Annotated in this window: 9 protein-coding genes and 3 tRNA genes; 1 reads left to right on the forward strand and 11 read right to left on the reverse strand. The window is 57.4% G+C overall.

The genetic code is table 11. From position 1 onward, the window contains the following. Nucleotides 1-336: 336 nt before the first annotated feature. The 9 genes from ACI2KS_RS00595 to ACI2KS_RS00635 form a co-directional block, all read right to left on the reverse strand. Nucleotides 337-2,211: a SurA N-terminal domain-containing protein gene (locus ACI2KS_RS00595; RefSeq protein WP_404616465.1), complete on the reverse strand. Its 1,875-nt coding sequence runs from the start codon at nt 2,209-2,211 to the stop codon at nt 337-339. 244 nt (nt 2,212-2,455) lie between these two features. Continuing rightward, nucleotides 2,456-2,728 carry an HU family DNA-binding protein gene (locus ACI2KS_RS00600; protein ID WP_099586644.1) on the reverse strand — a complete coding sequence of 91 codons (273 nt, stop codon included), beginning with the start codon at nt 2,726-2,728 and terminating at the stop codon, nt 2,456-2,458. A gap of 137 nt (nt 2,729-2,865) precedes the next feature. Beyond that, a complete protein-coding gene (gene lon, locus ACI2KS_RS00605) occupies nt 2,866-5,262 on the reverse strand; it encodes an endopeptidase La (protein ID WP_404616466.1) in 2,397 nt (798 codons plus the stop codon). 180 nt (nt 5,263-5,442) lie between these two features. Continuing rightward, a complete protein-coding gene (gene clpX, locus ACI2KS_RS00610) occupies nt 5,443-6,726 on the reverse strand; it encodes an ATP-dependent Clp protease ATP-binding subunit ClpX (RefSeq protein WP_404616467.1) in 1,284 nt (427 codons plus the stop codon). 115 nt (nt 6,727-6,841) lie between these two features. After that, entirely contained in the window at nt 6,842-7,483 is a 642-nt protein-coding gene (clpP, locus tag ACI2KS_RS00615; RefSeq protein ID WP_404616468.1) for an ATP-dependent Clp endopeptidase proteolytic subunit ClpP, read from the reverse strand. Nucleotides 7,484-7,574: 91 nt separating this feature from the next. Next, the gene (gene tig / locus ACI2KS_RS00620; protein ID WP_404616469.1) at nt 7,575-8,885 is read right to left on the reverse strand and encodes a trigger factor; all 1,311 of its coding nucleotides are present in this window, start codon (nt 8,883-8,885) and stop codon (nt 7,575-7,577) included. Nucleotides 8,886-9,263: 378 nt separating this feature from the next. Then, a tRNA-Leu gene (locus ACI2KS_RS00625) sits at nt 9,264-9,348 on the reverse strand. Nucleotides 9,349-9,405: 57 nt separating this feature from the next. Next, nucleotides 9,406-9,481: transfer RNA gene (locus ACI2KS_RS00630), tRNA-His, on the reverse strand. A gap of 61 nt (nt 9,482-9,542) precedes the next feature. After that, a tRNA-Arg gene (locus tag ACI2KS_RS00635) sits at nt 9,543-9,619 on the reverse strand. Between the two features lie 309 nt (nt 9,620-9,928). Here ACI2KS_RS00635 and folD point away from each other — a divergent pair. After that, on the forward strand, nt 9,929-10,783 hold the full coding sequence (gene folD / locus ACI2KS_RS00640; RefSeq protein ID WP_404616470.1) for a bifunctional methylenetetrahydrofolate dehydrogenase/methenyltetrahydrofolate cyclohydrolase FolD: 855 nt from the start codon (nt 9,929-9,931) through the stop codon (nt 10,781-10,783). Between the two features lie 310 nt (nt 10,784-11,093). Here the strand turns inward: folD and ACI2KS_RS00645 are convergent, their stop codons facing one another. Beyond that, on the reverse strand, nt 11,094-12,899 hold the full coding sequence (locus ACI2KS_RS00645; RefSeq protein WP_404616471.1) for an ABC transporter substrate-binding protein: 1,806 nt from the start codon (nt 12,897-12,899) through the stop codon (nt 11,094-11,096). 81 nt (nt 12,900-12,980) lie between these two features. Then, the gene (locus ACI2KS_RS00650; RefSeq protein ID WP_404616472.1) at nt 12,981-13,253 is read right to left on the reverse strand and encodes a DUF2160 domain-containing protein; all 273 of its coding nucleotides are present in this window, start codon (nt 13,251-13,253) and stop codon (nt 12,981-12,983) included. Nucleotides 13,254-13,256 lie beyond the last annotated feature (3 nt).

Below are 13,256 nucleotides of genomic sequence, written 5' to 3' on the forward strand. Positions count from 1 at the left end.
CGATGTAACATCTGTAGGAGCCGGCTTGCTGGCGAATGCGGTGGATCAGTCAGCCATGTGCTGAATGATCCACCGTTTTTTTTTGGTGAGCGGGTGATGTTTTTTGGCGCTGGTTTGGAGGTATATCGGCTGCTCTTGGAAAAAGTGACCCGCTGTAAGAGCGGAACCCTAATCAGCGGCGCTACAACTAACGGATACACACCCACCACCCAGCGCCAATAACCAATTTCAATCCCCAAAACCAAAACCAAAACCAAAACCAAAACCAAAACCAAAACCAAAAAGCCCCGACTCTCACGAGCCGGGGCTTTTCGTTTTCAGCGGGTCAGCCGGGGATCAGTACTTCTCGATCTTCGCCGCCGCTTGCAGTTGCGCCTGGTAGGCCTCGAAGTCCTGCTTGCCCTCACGGGACGCCAGGAAGCGACGATACTGGGTCTTCTCGGCGTCGGTGGCCGGGGCCGCCTGGTTCACGCCGTTGAGGCGCACGATCACAAAGCTGCCGTCGGCGGCGCTCAGGCTGCCGTAGACCGGCTTGTCCTTGCCTTCCGGCTTGGGCATGCGGAACAGCGCCTGCAGAACCTGAGGGTCGACGCCATCCTGACCGCGGGAAGCCGCTTCAACGACTTTCCAGTTCTGCCCGTCCTGTTTGGTGGCGCTGTAGGGAACCTTGCCATCGCGCAGACCTGCCAACAGCGCCTCGCCCTTGCCTTTGACGGCAGCACTGGCGTGTTCCTTGGTCAACTGCCCGCGAATGGCGCTGGAAACCACTTCCAGAGGCAGCTGCTCAGGCTGGCGATGCTCCTTCACATGCACGACCACCATCGTCTCGGGGTCAAGCTCCAGCGCAGAACTGTTGGAGCCCTCCTCCATGACTTCCTGGCTGAATGCTGCCTGGATCACCGCGCGGTTGGCGGCAATGCCTTCGCCGCCTTCACGACCGAAGGCCGGGGTGGTCTGAACCTTCAGGCCCAGGTCCTGTGCCGGTTGAGTCAGGTCGGACGCCTCGAACGCCGCGTCTTCGAGCTTCTTGCTGGCATCGACGTATTTCTGCTCGACCTGCTGGGATTTCAGTTCGTGCGTCAGTTTGTCCTTGAGGCTGGCAAGGGTCGGAACCGATGGTGCCTCCACGCCCAGCAACTTGATCAGGTGCCAGCCGAACTGGCTGCGCACAGGGGTCGATACCTGATCCTTGTTCAATGCATACAGCGCATCTTCGAAGGCCGGGTCATAAACGCCCTTGCCAGCATAACCCAGGTCGCCGCCCTTGCTTGAAGAGCCAGGATCCTGCGAGAACTCCTTGGCCAGCTTGGCGAAGTCTTCACCCTTGGCCAGACGCTGCTGAACTTCTTCGATCCTGGCCTTGGCCTGGGCATCGCTGGTCTTGTCGTTGACTTCGATCAGGATGTGCGCAGCGCGACGCTGCTCGGCCAGGTTGGCGATTTCTTTCTGGTAAGCCGCCTGAAGGTCTTCGTCCTTGACCGTTACCTTGTCGAAGAACGAGGATTTTTTCAGTTCGATGTAATCAAGCACCACCTGCTCAGGACTCAGGAATTCCTTGGCATGCTCATCGTAATGGGCCTTGATTTCTTCGTCGGTGACTTTCACGTTGGACGGGTCGGCCGGCAGTGTCAGGGTCGCAAAGTCACGCGTCTGCTTCTCCAGACGAGCGAACGCATCAACCTGTGCGTCGGTGATGAAAGCGCTGCCTGCAATGCCCGCCCGGATCTGACCGATCAGCATTTCCTGACCCAGGATCTGACGGAACTGCATCCGGCTGTAGCCGAGCTGACGAACCACTTGATCGAAACGGTCGGCGTTGAATTTGCCATCGACCTGAAACTCTGGAGTCATCAGAATCTGCTGATCCAGCGAAGCTTCAGAGAAGCCGAATTTGGCGTCGGCCGCGCCTTGCAGCAACAGTTTGCGGTCGATCAGGCCTTTGAGAGCCGAATCACGCAGCATTTTCTCATTGAGCATGGCCGGATCGAAATCCTTGCCCAACTGCTGCATGAGCTGACGGCGTTGCATTTCAACCGCCTGCCCCAGATCGGTCTGGGTGATTTCGTCGCCGTTGACCTTCGCAGCGTCCTGACTGTGGCTGGTGGCCCTGAAAATGGCATCAAAACCCGTCAAGGCCATCAGAGCGATGATCACTCCGATGATGGTCTTGGCAATCCAGCCTTGTGAATTGTCCCTGATATTCTGCAGCATGCGTCCCCCAGAGGGTTGTATTCGACTCACCAGGCTGCTGCACACGGTAACGCGGAGCGTGGGTAGAATCCGGATAGAAGAAAGGCGCATCCGAGGATGCGCCTTCTCGTAACTTGCAAAGCGGACAGGGTTCGAATTTGCGTTCCCTGAGGTGACAGGCCAGCGCTTGACCAACCGCACTTGCCGCTTCACGCCCAGAACAGAGGTAACGCTGTCCTGGGTGGGCAAAGGTGAAAAAAGAAACTTAGTTGACGGCTTCTTTCAGCGCTTTACCGGCTTTGAAACCTGGCTTCTTGGCTGCTGCAATTTCCAGAGCCTTACCGGTCTGCGGGTTACGGCCGGTGCGAGCAGGACGATCGGTTACGGAGAAAGTGCCGAAGCCAACCAGTACAACAGAGTCGCCAGCCTTGAGAGCGCCAGTGACGGATTCGATTACTGCGTCCAGCGCACGGCCAGCAGCAGCTTTCGGGATGTCAGCGGATGCGGCGATGGCATCAATCAGTTCCGACTTGTTCACTCTAAGTCCCCTTATGTCTAAATGAGATATTTCTAAGTTTTTTGGTGTAGCCAAACGAACGCTGTATGGCCTGCTGACGCATGAAGAGCCGCTTTATAACAAGGGCTCTAAAATGCTGTCAAGGAAGGCCCCACAGACTAATGAGTGCTAATTCTTTCCTTAGAGTCAGACTCGCGTTTTTCATCCTTTGCAACCATCTTCGGAACCACATCCGGCAAGGGCTCCGGCGCGTATTGCAGCGCAATTTGCAGGACTTCGTCAATCCATTTAACCGGTTTGATTTGCAGGTCCTGCTTGATATTGTCAGGAATTTCCTTCAGATCACGTACGTTTTCTTCCGGAATGATCACCGTTTTAATTCCCCCACGGTGTGCAGCCAGCAACTTTTCCTTCAACCCGCCAATCGCCAGCACCTGACCGCGAAGGGTGATTTCACCGGTCATTGCCACATCCGCACGCACGGGTATCTGGGTCAGCGCCGAAACCAGCGCCGTGCACATGCCTACGCCCGCGCTAGGGCCGTCTTTGGGCGTTGCCCCTTCCGGCATATGGATATGCGTGTCGCGCTTCTCATGGAAGTCCAGAGGGATGCCCAGGCTCTTGGCCCTGCTGCGCACCACGGTCAGTGCTGCAGTGATCGATTCGACCATGACATCGCCCAGCGAGCCGGTCTTGATCAGCTGACCCTTACCCGGCACCACAGCGGCTTCGATGGTGAGCAATTCGCCACCTACCTGCGTCCACGCCAGACCAGTCACTTGGCCAATCTGATCCTGCTGTTCGGCCAGGCCGTAGCGGAATTTGCGCACACCGAGGAAGTTTTCCAGCATTTCGGCGCTGACCACCACGGAAAAACGCTTCTCGTGGGCGTGTTCCTTGACCGCCTTACGGCAGACTTTGGCGATCTGACGCTCGAGACTACGCACACCAGCTTCACGCGTGTAGTACCGGATAATGTCGCGTATGGCCTCTTCTTCGAACTCGATTTCACCTTTTTTCAGGCCGTTGGCAGCGATTTGCTTGGGCGAGAGGTACTTGGTGGCGATGTTGATCTTCTCGTCTTCGGTGTAGCCGGGCAGACGGATCACTTCCATACGGTCGAGTAACGCCGCAGGAATATTCATCGAGTTGGCGGTGCACAGGAACATCACATCGGACAGGTCGTAATCGACCTCCAGATAGTGATCGTTGAAGTTGTGGTTCTGCTCTGGATCGAGCACTTCAAGCAACGCCGAGGCAGGGTCGCCCCGCATGTCGCTGCCCATTTTGTCGATTTCATCGAGCAGGAAAAGCGGGTTGCGCACACCCACCTTGGTCATCTTTTGTATCAAACGGCCAGGCATCGAACCGATGTAAGTACGGCGGTGACCGCGAATCTCGGCCTCATCACGCACACCACCCAAGGCCATGCGAACGAACTTGCGGTTGGTGGCGTGGGCAATCGACTCGGCCAGCGAGGTCTTGCCTACGCCAGGCGGACCGACCAGGCACAGTACCGGGCCGCGAATCTTCTTCACGCGTTTTTGCACGGCGAGGTATTCGAGGATTCGCTCTTTGACTTCTTCCAGACCGTAGTGGTCGGCATCGAGGATGTCCTCGGCGCGAGCCAGGTCCAGACGCACCTTGCTCTGAGCCTTCCACGGCACCTGGACCAGCCAGTCGATGTAGGAGCGCACCACCGTCGCTTCCGCCGACATCGGCGACATCTGCTTGAGCTTGTTGAGCTCGGCAGTGGCCTTGGTCATGGCGTCCTTTGGCAGGCCAGCGGCATCGATACGCTTTTTCAGCTCTTCGATTTCGTTGTGACCTTCGTCGCTGTCCCCGAGCTCCTTCTGAATGGCCTTCATCTGCTCATTGAGGTAGTACTCGCGCTGACTGCGCTCCATCTGTTTTTTCACGCGGCCGCGAATGCGTTTCTCGACCTGCAACAGATCGATTTCGGCATCCAGCAACGCCAGCACGTGTTCAACACGCGCCGGCAGATCAATGATTTCGAGAATTTCCTGCTTCTGCTCGATCTTCAGCGCCATGTGCGCGGCCATGGTATCGACCAATCGGCCTGGCTCATCGATGCTGTTGAGTGAGGACAACACCTCGGCCGGGACTTTCTTGCCCAGCTGCACGTATTGCTCGAACTGCGCCAGCAGGCTGCGCACGAACACTTCGGATTCACGGTCCGGTGCATCGACCTCGTCGATCAGCGCCACTTCGGCACGGCAATGGCCGTCCACTTCAATGAAACGCTCGACAGAGCCGCGCTGCTCGCCTTCAACCAGCACCTTTACGGTGCCGTCTGGAAGTTTGAGCAACTGCAATACGGTTGCAATCGTACCCACGCTATAAAGAGCGTCTTCACCAGGATCATCGTCTGCTGGGTTTCTTTGCGCGAGCAGCAGGATCTGCTTGTCACCTGTCATCGCGGCTTCCAGCGCCTCGATGGACTTCTCGCGCCCCACGAACAGTGGGATAACCATATGCGGATAAACCACAACATCACGCAATGGCAAAAGAGGCAATTCAATGGTCGTCTTCATGATTTCGCCTCTACGGCGGCCTTACGGCCATGGACAGATATAAATGAGCTGAAAACCAAGATGGGGGCAGGCACCCAAAAAAACAAGCGTCGCTTTGAGTTAATGCCAAAGAGGCAGTGAAATGCAAAAGGGGCCCGAGGGCCCCTTTTTTTCCAGTCACCCGGTGCGCAGCGGTCAGGCTTACGCGTCGGGAGCCGCCTTGGCAGGTGGCTCGCTGTTTTCATAGATCAACAGCGGTTTTGACGTTCCTTCGATCACGCTTTCGTCGATCACCACTTTACTCACGTCGCTTTGCGACGGGATTTCATACATGGTGTCGAGCAGAACGCCTTCCAGGATGGACCGCAGACCCCGGGCACCGGTCTTGCGCTCAAGCGCGCGACGGGCAACCGACTTCAGTGCGTCAGCGCGGAACTCAAGGTCCACGCCTTCCATCTCGAACAACTTGGCGTATTGCTTGGTCAGGGCGTTCTTAGGCTCTGTCAGAATCTGCATCAGAGCCGCTTCGTCCAGTTCGTCCAGCGTCGCCAGTACTGGCAGACGGCCGACAAACTCGGGGATCAGACCGAACTTGACCAGATCGTCAGGCTCGACTTCACGCAGCGAGTCGCCAACCTTCTTGCCCTCTTCCTTGCTGCGCACTTCGGCGTTGAAACCGATGCCGCCCTTGGTGGAGCGATTCTGGATGACTTTTTCAAGCCCCGAGAATGCGCCGCCGCAGATGAACAGGATGTTGCGTGTGTCCACCTGCAGGAATTCCTGCTGTGGGTGCTTGCGACCGCCCTGCGGCGGAACCGAAGCCACGGTACCCTCGATCAGTTTCAGAAGGGCTTGTTGCACGCCCTCGCCAGACACATCACGAGTAATCGAAGGGTTGTCGGATTTGCGCGAGATCTTGTCGATTTCGTCGATGTAGACAATACCCATCTGGGCCTTCTCGACATCGTAATCGCATTTCTGCAACAGCTTCTGGATGATGTTTTCTACGTCCTCACCCACGTAACCGGCTTCGGTCAGGGTGGTGGCGTCAGCGATGGTGAACGGAACGTTGAGCAAACGTGCAAGCGTTTCCGCAAGCAGGGTCTTGCCGGAGCCCGTAGGGCCGATCAGCAGGATGTTGCTCTTGCCCAGTTCAACGTCGTCGTTTTTCTTGTCGCGCTGGTTCAGCCGCTTGTAGTGGTTGTACACCGCTACTGCGAGAACCTTTTTGGCACGCTCCTGACCGATGACGTACTGGTCAAGGATGCCGCTGATTTCTTTGGGCGATGGTAATTTATGCGCGCTGCTCTCTGCCTGTGCTTCCTGCACCTCCTCGCGGATGATGTCATTGCACAGGTCGACGCACTCGTCACAGATAAATACCGAGGGGCCGGCAATCAATTTGCGCACTTCATGCTGGCTTTTGCCGCAGAAGGAGCAATAAAGCAGTTTGCCGTTGTCCTCGCCGTTGCGGGTGTCAGTCATTCGATCGATCCAATCCGGTAGGCTTGCAACACAAGATGAAGGCAATTGCGGGCTTTTTCAAGTCCGCAGGTGGCACGGACGTGCCGACCACCTGGGATTACCGCTTATCAAGCAATCATTTGATCATTTGACGTTTGTCGAGTACCGAGTCAACCAGGCCGTATTCAGCAGCGCGCTCGGCGCTCATGAAGTTGTCGCGGTTGGTATCGCGCTCGATGGCTTCCAGCGTCTGGCCAGTGTGGTGCGCCAGCAGCTCGTTCAGACGTTGACGAATGAACAGGATTTCCTTGGCGTGAATGTCGATGTCCGACGCCTGCCCCTGGAAACCGCCCAGTGGCTGGTGAATCATCACGCGGGAGTTGGGCAGGGCGAAACGCTTGCCCTTGGCACCACCCGCCAGCAGGAAGGCACCCATGCTGCAGGCCTGTCCCATGACGGTCGTGGAAACGTCCGGCTTGATGAACTGCATGGTGTCATAGATCGCCATGCCAGCGGTCACCGAACCACCAGGGGAGTTGATGTAGAGATGGATGTCCTTGTCCGGGTTCTCCGCTTCAAGGAACAGCAGCTGCGCCGAGATCAGGTTGGCCATGTAGTCTTCAACCGGACCAACCAGGAAGATCACGCGTTCCTTGAGCAGGCGGGAGTAGATGTCATAGGCGCGTTCGCCACGGGCGGACTGCTCGATAACCATCGGGACCAGGCCGCCAGCGGCCTGGATGTCAGAGTTCTGCTGAATATAAGAATTGCGGGACATGTCTCGCATTCACTCCCAAATAGTCATGTCTTGAATACGCATAAGCCAGCGCGAAGGCTGGCTTATGGTGTTTTCGAACGAGAGAAAGAAATCAGTCGGCTTGTGGAGCTTCTACCGGCTTGACTGCTTCTTCGTACGAGACCGCTTTATCGGTCACGCTCGCTTTCTGCAAAACAGTATCCACAACTTGTTCTTCAAGCACAACCGAACGCACTTCGTTCATTTGCTGTTCGTTCTTGTAGTACCACGCCACGACCTGCTCTGGCTCCTGGTAGGCGGAGGCCATTTCCTGGATCAGCTCACGTACGCGGGCTTCGTCAGGCTTGAGGTCGAACTGCTTGACCACTTCGGCAACGATCAGACCCAGCTCGACGCGGCGCTTGGCCTGCTCTTCGAACAGCTCGGCCGGCAGTTGGTCAGGCTTGATGTTGCCGCCGAACTGTTGAACAGCCTGCACGCGCAGACGGTTCACTTCGTTTTCCAGCAGCGCCTTTGGCACTTCGATCGGGTTGGCGGCCAGCAGACCGTCCATTACCTGATTCTTGACCTTGGACTTGATGGCCTGACGCAGCTCGCGCTCCATGTTCTTGCGAACTTCGGTGCGGAAGCCTTCGATACCGGTTTCCTTGATGCCGAACTGATTGAAGAAGGTTTCGTTCAGTTCAGGCAGGGTCGGTGCCGAGACAGTGTTGACGGTCACGGTGAATTCAGCGGTTTTGCCAGCCAGTTCCAGATTCTGGTAATCCTCTGGGAAAGTCAGGTTCAGAACGCGCTCTTCGCCCGCCTTGGCGCCAACCAGGCCGTCTTCGAAGCCAGGGATCATGCGACCCGAGCCCAGAACCAGCTGAGTGCCGGTCGCCGAACCGCCAGCGAATGCTTCGCCGTCGATCTTGCCAACGAAATCGATGTTCAGCTGGTCTTCGTTCTCGGCGGCACGCTCGGCCACTTCGAAACGGACGTTCTGCTTGCGCAGGATTTCCAGCATGTTGTCCAGGTCCGAATCGGCGACGTCGGCAGACAGACGCTCGACCGCTACGGATTCGAAACCGGCAACGGAGAATTCAGGGAATACTTCGAAAGTGGCGATGTACTCGAGGTCCTTGCCTTTTTCGAAGGTTTTTGGCTCGACGGAAGGTGCGCCGGCCGGGTTCAGCTTTTGCTCAACGACGGCTTCGTAGAAGGTCGCCTGGATCAGGTCGCCCAGGGCTTCCTGACGAGCACCGTCTTCATAACGCTGGCGGATCACGCTCATAGGCACTTTGCCAGGGCGGAAGCCCGGGATCTTGGCTTTACGTGCGGTCTGCTGCAGACGCTTGTTGACTTCAGTCTCGATGCGCTCAGCGGGCACGCCAATGGTCATGCGGCGCTCGAGAGCGGAAGTGTTTTCAACAGAAACTTGCATGGATATTCCTCGTTGCACAGACGTTAGCCGGCCGTTTCCGACCCCAGAATCAAGGGCAAGCATTCTAGTGGGTCAAACTCAAGAAGTCACCCTACTGAACGAGGGTAAATACAGTGGAATGCAACCAGGGCGCAACGGAGCGAGGCTTGCACCTTCGCGAGCGGTCTGGAACGCGCCTTGAACGCACCTTTATAAAGGAGGCGAGGCACGACCGGACATCGATCCAATCCCTGGAAACAGTCCGAATGAGTCCATCGCCGGCGGCATGACGGACTCGGTCCAGCTTGAAACCAAATACGCTGAAACAAAAAAAGCCGCACTAGGCGGCTTTTCGATCCTCTCGAGCGCCAATCAATGGCACATCCAGAGGCTTGTAGCTGGTGCGGACGGAGAGACTCGAACTCTCACACCTTGCGGCGCTGGAACCTAAATCCAGTGTGTCTACCAATTCCACCACATCCGCATTTGAAGCGCTTAAAGCAAAGGCGCCAGATTATGCATCTGGCGCCTTCTTCGAATATGGGGTGGACGAAGGGGATCGAACCCTCGACAACGGGAGTCACAATCCCGTGCTCTACCAACTGAGCTACGCCCACCATATTGCGTTGTAACCGACGCATTCAAACTGAATGCTACTTGTGCCAAAGCTGCCGTTAATGGCGCACCCGGCAGGACTCGAACCTGCGACCATCCGCTTAGAAGGCGGATGCTCTATCCAGCTGAGCTACGGGCGCTTATTTAATTTGCACTCTTGCGACTACAAATTAAGAGCTTTCAATCACGCTGAGCCGATCTGAACTCTACCTGACTTAATCAACCTTTCGACCTGATCGACCGTTTCCGGCTTATCCTGTGTGGGGTTGTGCCCGACAAGTGCGACGAATCTTATAGACGCCCCCAAGGGTCGTCAACACTTTTTTAAAAAAAATTCAGTTAATTAAAGGGGTTAGCTTATTAAGCGGACCAACCGCCTTTGCCCTTGCGTCAGGTCATGCGAGAATACGCGCTCTTTTTCCCTCCCTTCCGATGGTTAATCACGCGTAATGACTGCAAAACTAATAGACGGCAAAGCGATCGCAGCCAACCTGCGCCAGCAGATCGCCCAACGAGTCGCCGAACGTCGCGAGCAAGGGCTGCGCACGCCGGGCCTCGCGGTGATTCTGGTCGGCAGCGACCCCGCCTCTCAGGTTTACGTCTCGCACAAACGCAAAGACTGCGAAGAGGTCGGCTTCATTTCCCGGGCCTATGACCTTCCCAGCGAAACCACCCAGACCCAACTGACCGATCTGATCGACAGCCTCAATGATGATCCGGCCATCGACGGCATCCTGTTGCAACTGCCATTGCCCGAACATCTGGAATCTTCGAGCCTGCTGGAGCGCATCCGCCCGGACAAGGACGTCGACGGCTTCCATCCGTATAACGTCGGCCGCCTGGCCCAGCGCATCCCGCTGCTGCGCCCGTGCACGCCCAAAGGCATCATGACGCTGCTCGAAAGCACCGGCGTCGACCTGTACGGCAAGGACGCCGTGGTTGTCGGCGCGTCCAACATCGTCGGTCGCCCAATGGCGATGGAGCTTTTGCTGGCCGGTTGCACCGTGACCGTTACCCACCGCTTCACCCAGGATCTGGCCGGCCACGTGGGTCGTGCCGATCTGGTGGTTGTGGCCGCTGGCAAGCCCGGGCTGGTCAAGGGCGAGTGGATCAAGGAAGGCGCGATCGTCATCGACGTCGGCATCAACCGCCAGGATGACGGCAAGCTGGTGGGCGATGTGGTCTACGAGACCGCCCTGCCCCGGGCCGGCTGGATCACTCCGGTACCGGGCGGCGTAGGCCCGATGACCCGCGCCTGTCTGCTGGAAAACACGCTGTACGCGGCAGAGACGCTGCACGGCTGATCGACACGGCAGGCAAAAAAACGGCACCTTCGGGTGCCGTTTTGATTGGCGTCAGTTCGATCCCGGTAGGAGTGAGCTTGCTCGCGAAGGCGATCTTCCAGTCAACATTGCGCTGACAGACCTACCGTCATCGCGAGCAAGCTCACTCCTACAGTGGAACAACGTGCGTTTTGTATAGCCGTCCGGCTTGCCGGCGGTGGGCCTGCAAGATCGCTACCGCCGGCAAGCCGGACAGCTACACAAGCCCCTCGCCCCAGCGACCCCAATAAAAAACGGCACCCGAGGGTGCCGTTTTTCGTTTCTCGGTGACTTATTTCTTGGCCGCTTCCCAGCTTTTCAGAAGGTCCGAGTAAGCGATGGTCTCGCCTTTCGGTTTCTCGTTCGCCAGTTTGCGTTGCGGCGCCAGGAACGCGCCGTTGCTCTTCTCAGCTTTGGTGTACCACTCTTCAGCCGAGGTTTCCGGGTTCATCTTCGGCGCGCAACCACTGGCCTCCTGAACCTTGGAGCGCTCGATACGGGTCATGATCGCATCCTGATCCTTGGCCAGGCCGTCCAGCGCTGCCTGTGCGGTTTTCTCACCGGTGACCGCTTCAGCCACGTGACTCCACCACAGCTGCGCCAGTTTCGGATAATCCGGAACGTTGGTGCCGGTCGGCGACCATTGCACGCGTGCCGGGCTGCGATAGAACTCCACCAGACCACCGAGCTTCGGCGCCAGTGCGGTCATCTCCTTGGAATTGATGTCCGACTCACGAATCGGCGTCAGGCCGACGATGGTTTTCTTCAGCGAGACCGACTTGGAGGTCACGAACTGCGCGTAGAGCCAGGCGGCCAGACGTTTTTTCTCGTCAGCCGACTTCAGGAACGTCCACGAACCCACGTCCTGGTAACCCAGCTTCATGCCTTCTTTCCAGTACGGACCCTTTGGCGACGGCGCCATACGCCATTTCGGCGTGCCATCGGCGTTCATCACCGGCAGGCCCGGCTTGGTCATGTCGGCGGTGAAAGCGGTGTACCAGAAGATCTGCTGGGCAACGTTACCTTGCGCCGGCACGGGACCCGACTCGGAGAAGGTCATACCCGCAGCCTCAGGCGGCGCGTAAGCCTTGAGCCAGTCGATGTATTTCTGCGTTGCATACACAGCGGCCGGGCCGTTGGTGTCGCCGCCACGGGTGATGCTGGAGCCGACCGGATGGCAATCCTCTACGCGGATACCCCACTCATCCACCGGGAGACCGTTCGGCAGGCCTTTGTCGCCGCTGCCGGCCATGGAGAACCAGGCATCGGTGAAGCGCCAGCCCAGCGACGGGTCTTTCTTGCCGTAGTCCATGTGGCCATAGACCTTCTTGCCGTCGATTTCCTTGACGTCTTCGCTGAAGAACTTGGCTATGTCTTCATAGGCCGACCAGTTGACCGGCACGCCCAGCTCATAGCCGTACTTGTCCTTGAATTTTTTCTTCAGATCAGCACGCTCGAACCAGTCGGCACGAAACCAGTACAGGTTGGCGAATTGCTGGTCAGGCAGTTGATAAAGCTTGGCCGGGGTCACGACCTTGCCCGATGCATCCTTGACCTCAGGGGAGGTGGTGAACGAGGTGCCAATGAAGTCCTTGATATCCAGGGTCGGCGAAGTGACCTTCGCGCCTTCAGGACTGGCCATCAGGTCTGTCAGAGACATCGCCTTGCCATAGCGGAAATGCGTGCCGATCAAGTCGGAGTCGTTGACCCAGCCGTCGTAGATAGTCTTGTCCGACTGCATCGCCGTCTGCAGCTTCTCGATGACGTCACCTTCCTGCAGCAGGTCGTGGGTCACTTTGATGCCGGTGATTTCGGTAAACGCCTTGGCCAGGGTCTTCGACTCGTACTCGTGGGTAGTCAAGGTTTCGGAAACCACCTTGATGTCCATGCCACGAAACGGCTCGGCAGCCTTGATGAACCACTCCAGTTCCTTGAGCTGGTCCGCGTCGGACAGCGTGGTCGGCTTGAACTCGCTGGCCGCCCACTTCTTGGCGGCATCTTCGTACTGATCGGCCCACGCCGAAACGCTCAAGCCACTGAGCATCACCATGGTTGCTACCGTCACACTATGTCGCAGCTTGTTTTTCTTATTGAACATAGACACCTCCACTGTTGATTCTTATGTAGTCCCGCTTTGCAAACCCCGTCGATCGTGCCGCCACGGCAGCCCGACCGGCGTTCAACCCCAACGCATTACCACCAACAACCAAACCAGGGACAACCCGGAGGCGACCCAGATATTCCAGTCGGTGGCACCCACCACCAGCAAATGCAGGTAGGCGCTGCCGAGAAGACCGATGAACAAGCGATCGCCACGGGTAGTGGCAATCGGCAGAAAACCGCGGCGTTCGATGCTCGCCGAGCGCAATTCCCACACCGTCATCCCCACCAGGATGCAGGCGATGGATGCGAAGAAAATCGCGGTTGGCAGTGTCCAGGACATCCACTCCATTTT

This window comes from Pseudomonas sp. NPDC087358 (assembly GCF_044900785.1).
Taxonomy (GTDB): Bacteria; Pseudomonadota; Gammaproteobacteria; order Pseudomonadales; family Pseudomonadaceae; genus Aquipseudomonas.

What these genes read in the sequence shown, in the direction of transcription:
- ACI2KS_RS00595 (WP_404616465.1), bottom strand. Translation starts at nt 2,211, where the DNA reads ATGCTGCAGAATATCAGGGACAATTCACAAGGCTGGATTGCCAAGACC.
- lon (WP_404616466.1), bottom strand. Translation starts at nt 5,262, where the DNA reads ATGAAGACGACCATTGAATTGCCTCTTTTGCCATTGCGTGATGTTGTG.
- clpX (WP_404616467.1), bottom strand. Translation starts at nt 6,726, where the DNA reads ATGACTGACACCCGCAACGGCGAGGACAACGGCAAACTGCTTTATTGC.
- clpP (WP_404616468.1), bottom strand. Translation starts at nt 7,483, where the DNA reads ATGTCCCGCAATTCTTATATTCAGCAGAACTCTGACATCCAGGCCGCT.
- tig (WP_404616469.1), bottom strand. Translation starts at nt 8,885, where the DNA reads ATGCAAGTTTCTGTTGAAAACACTTCCGCTCTCGAGCGCCGCATGACC.
- folD (WP_404616470.1), top strand. Translation starts at nt 9,929, where the DNA reads ATGACTGCAAAACTAATAGACGGCAAAGCGATCGCAGCCAACCTGCGC.
- ACI2KS_RS00645 (WP_404616471.1), bottom strand. Translation starts at nt 12,899, where the DNA reads ATGTTCAATAAGAAAAACAAGCTGCGACATAGTGTGACGGTAGCAACC.
- ACI2KS_RS00650 (WP_404616472.1), bottom strand. Translation starts at nt 13,253, where the DNA reads ATGGAGTGGATGTCCTGGACACTGCCAACCGCGATTTTCTTCGCATCC.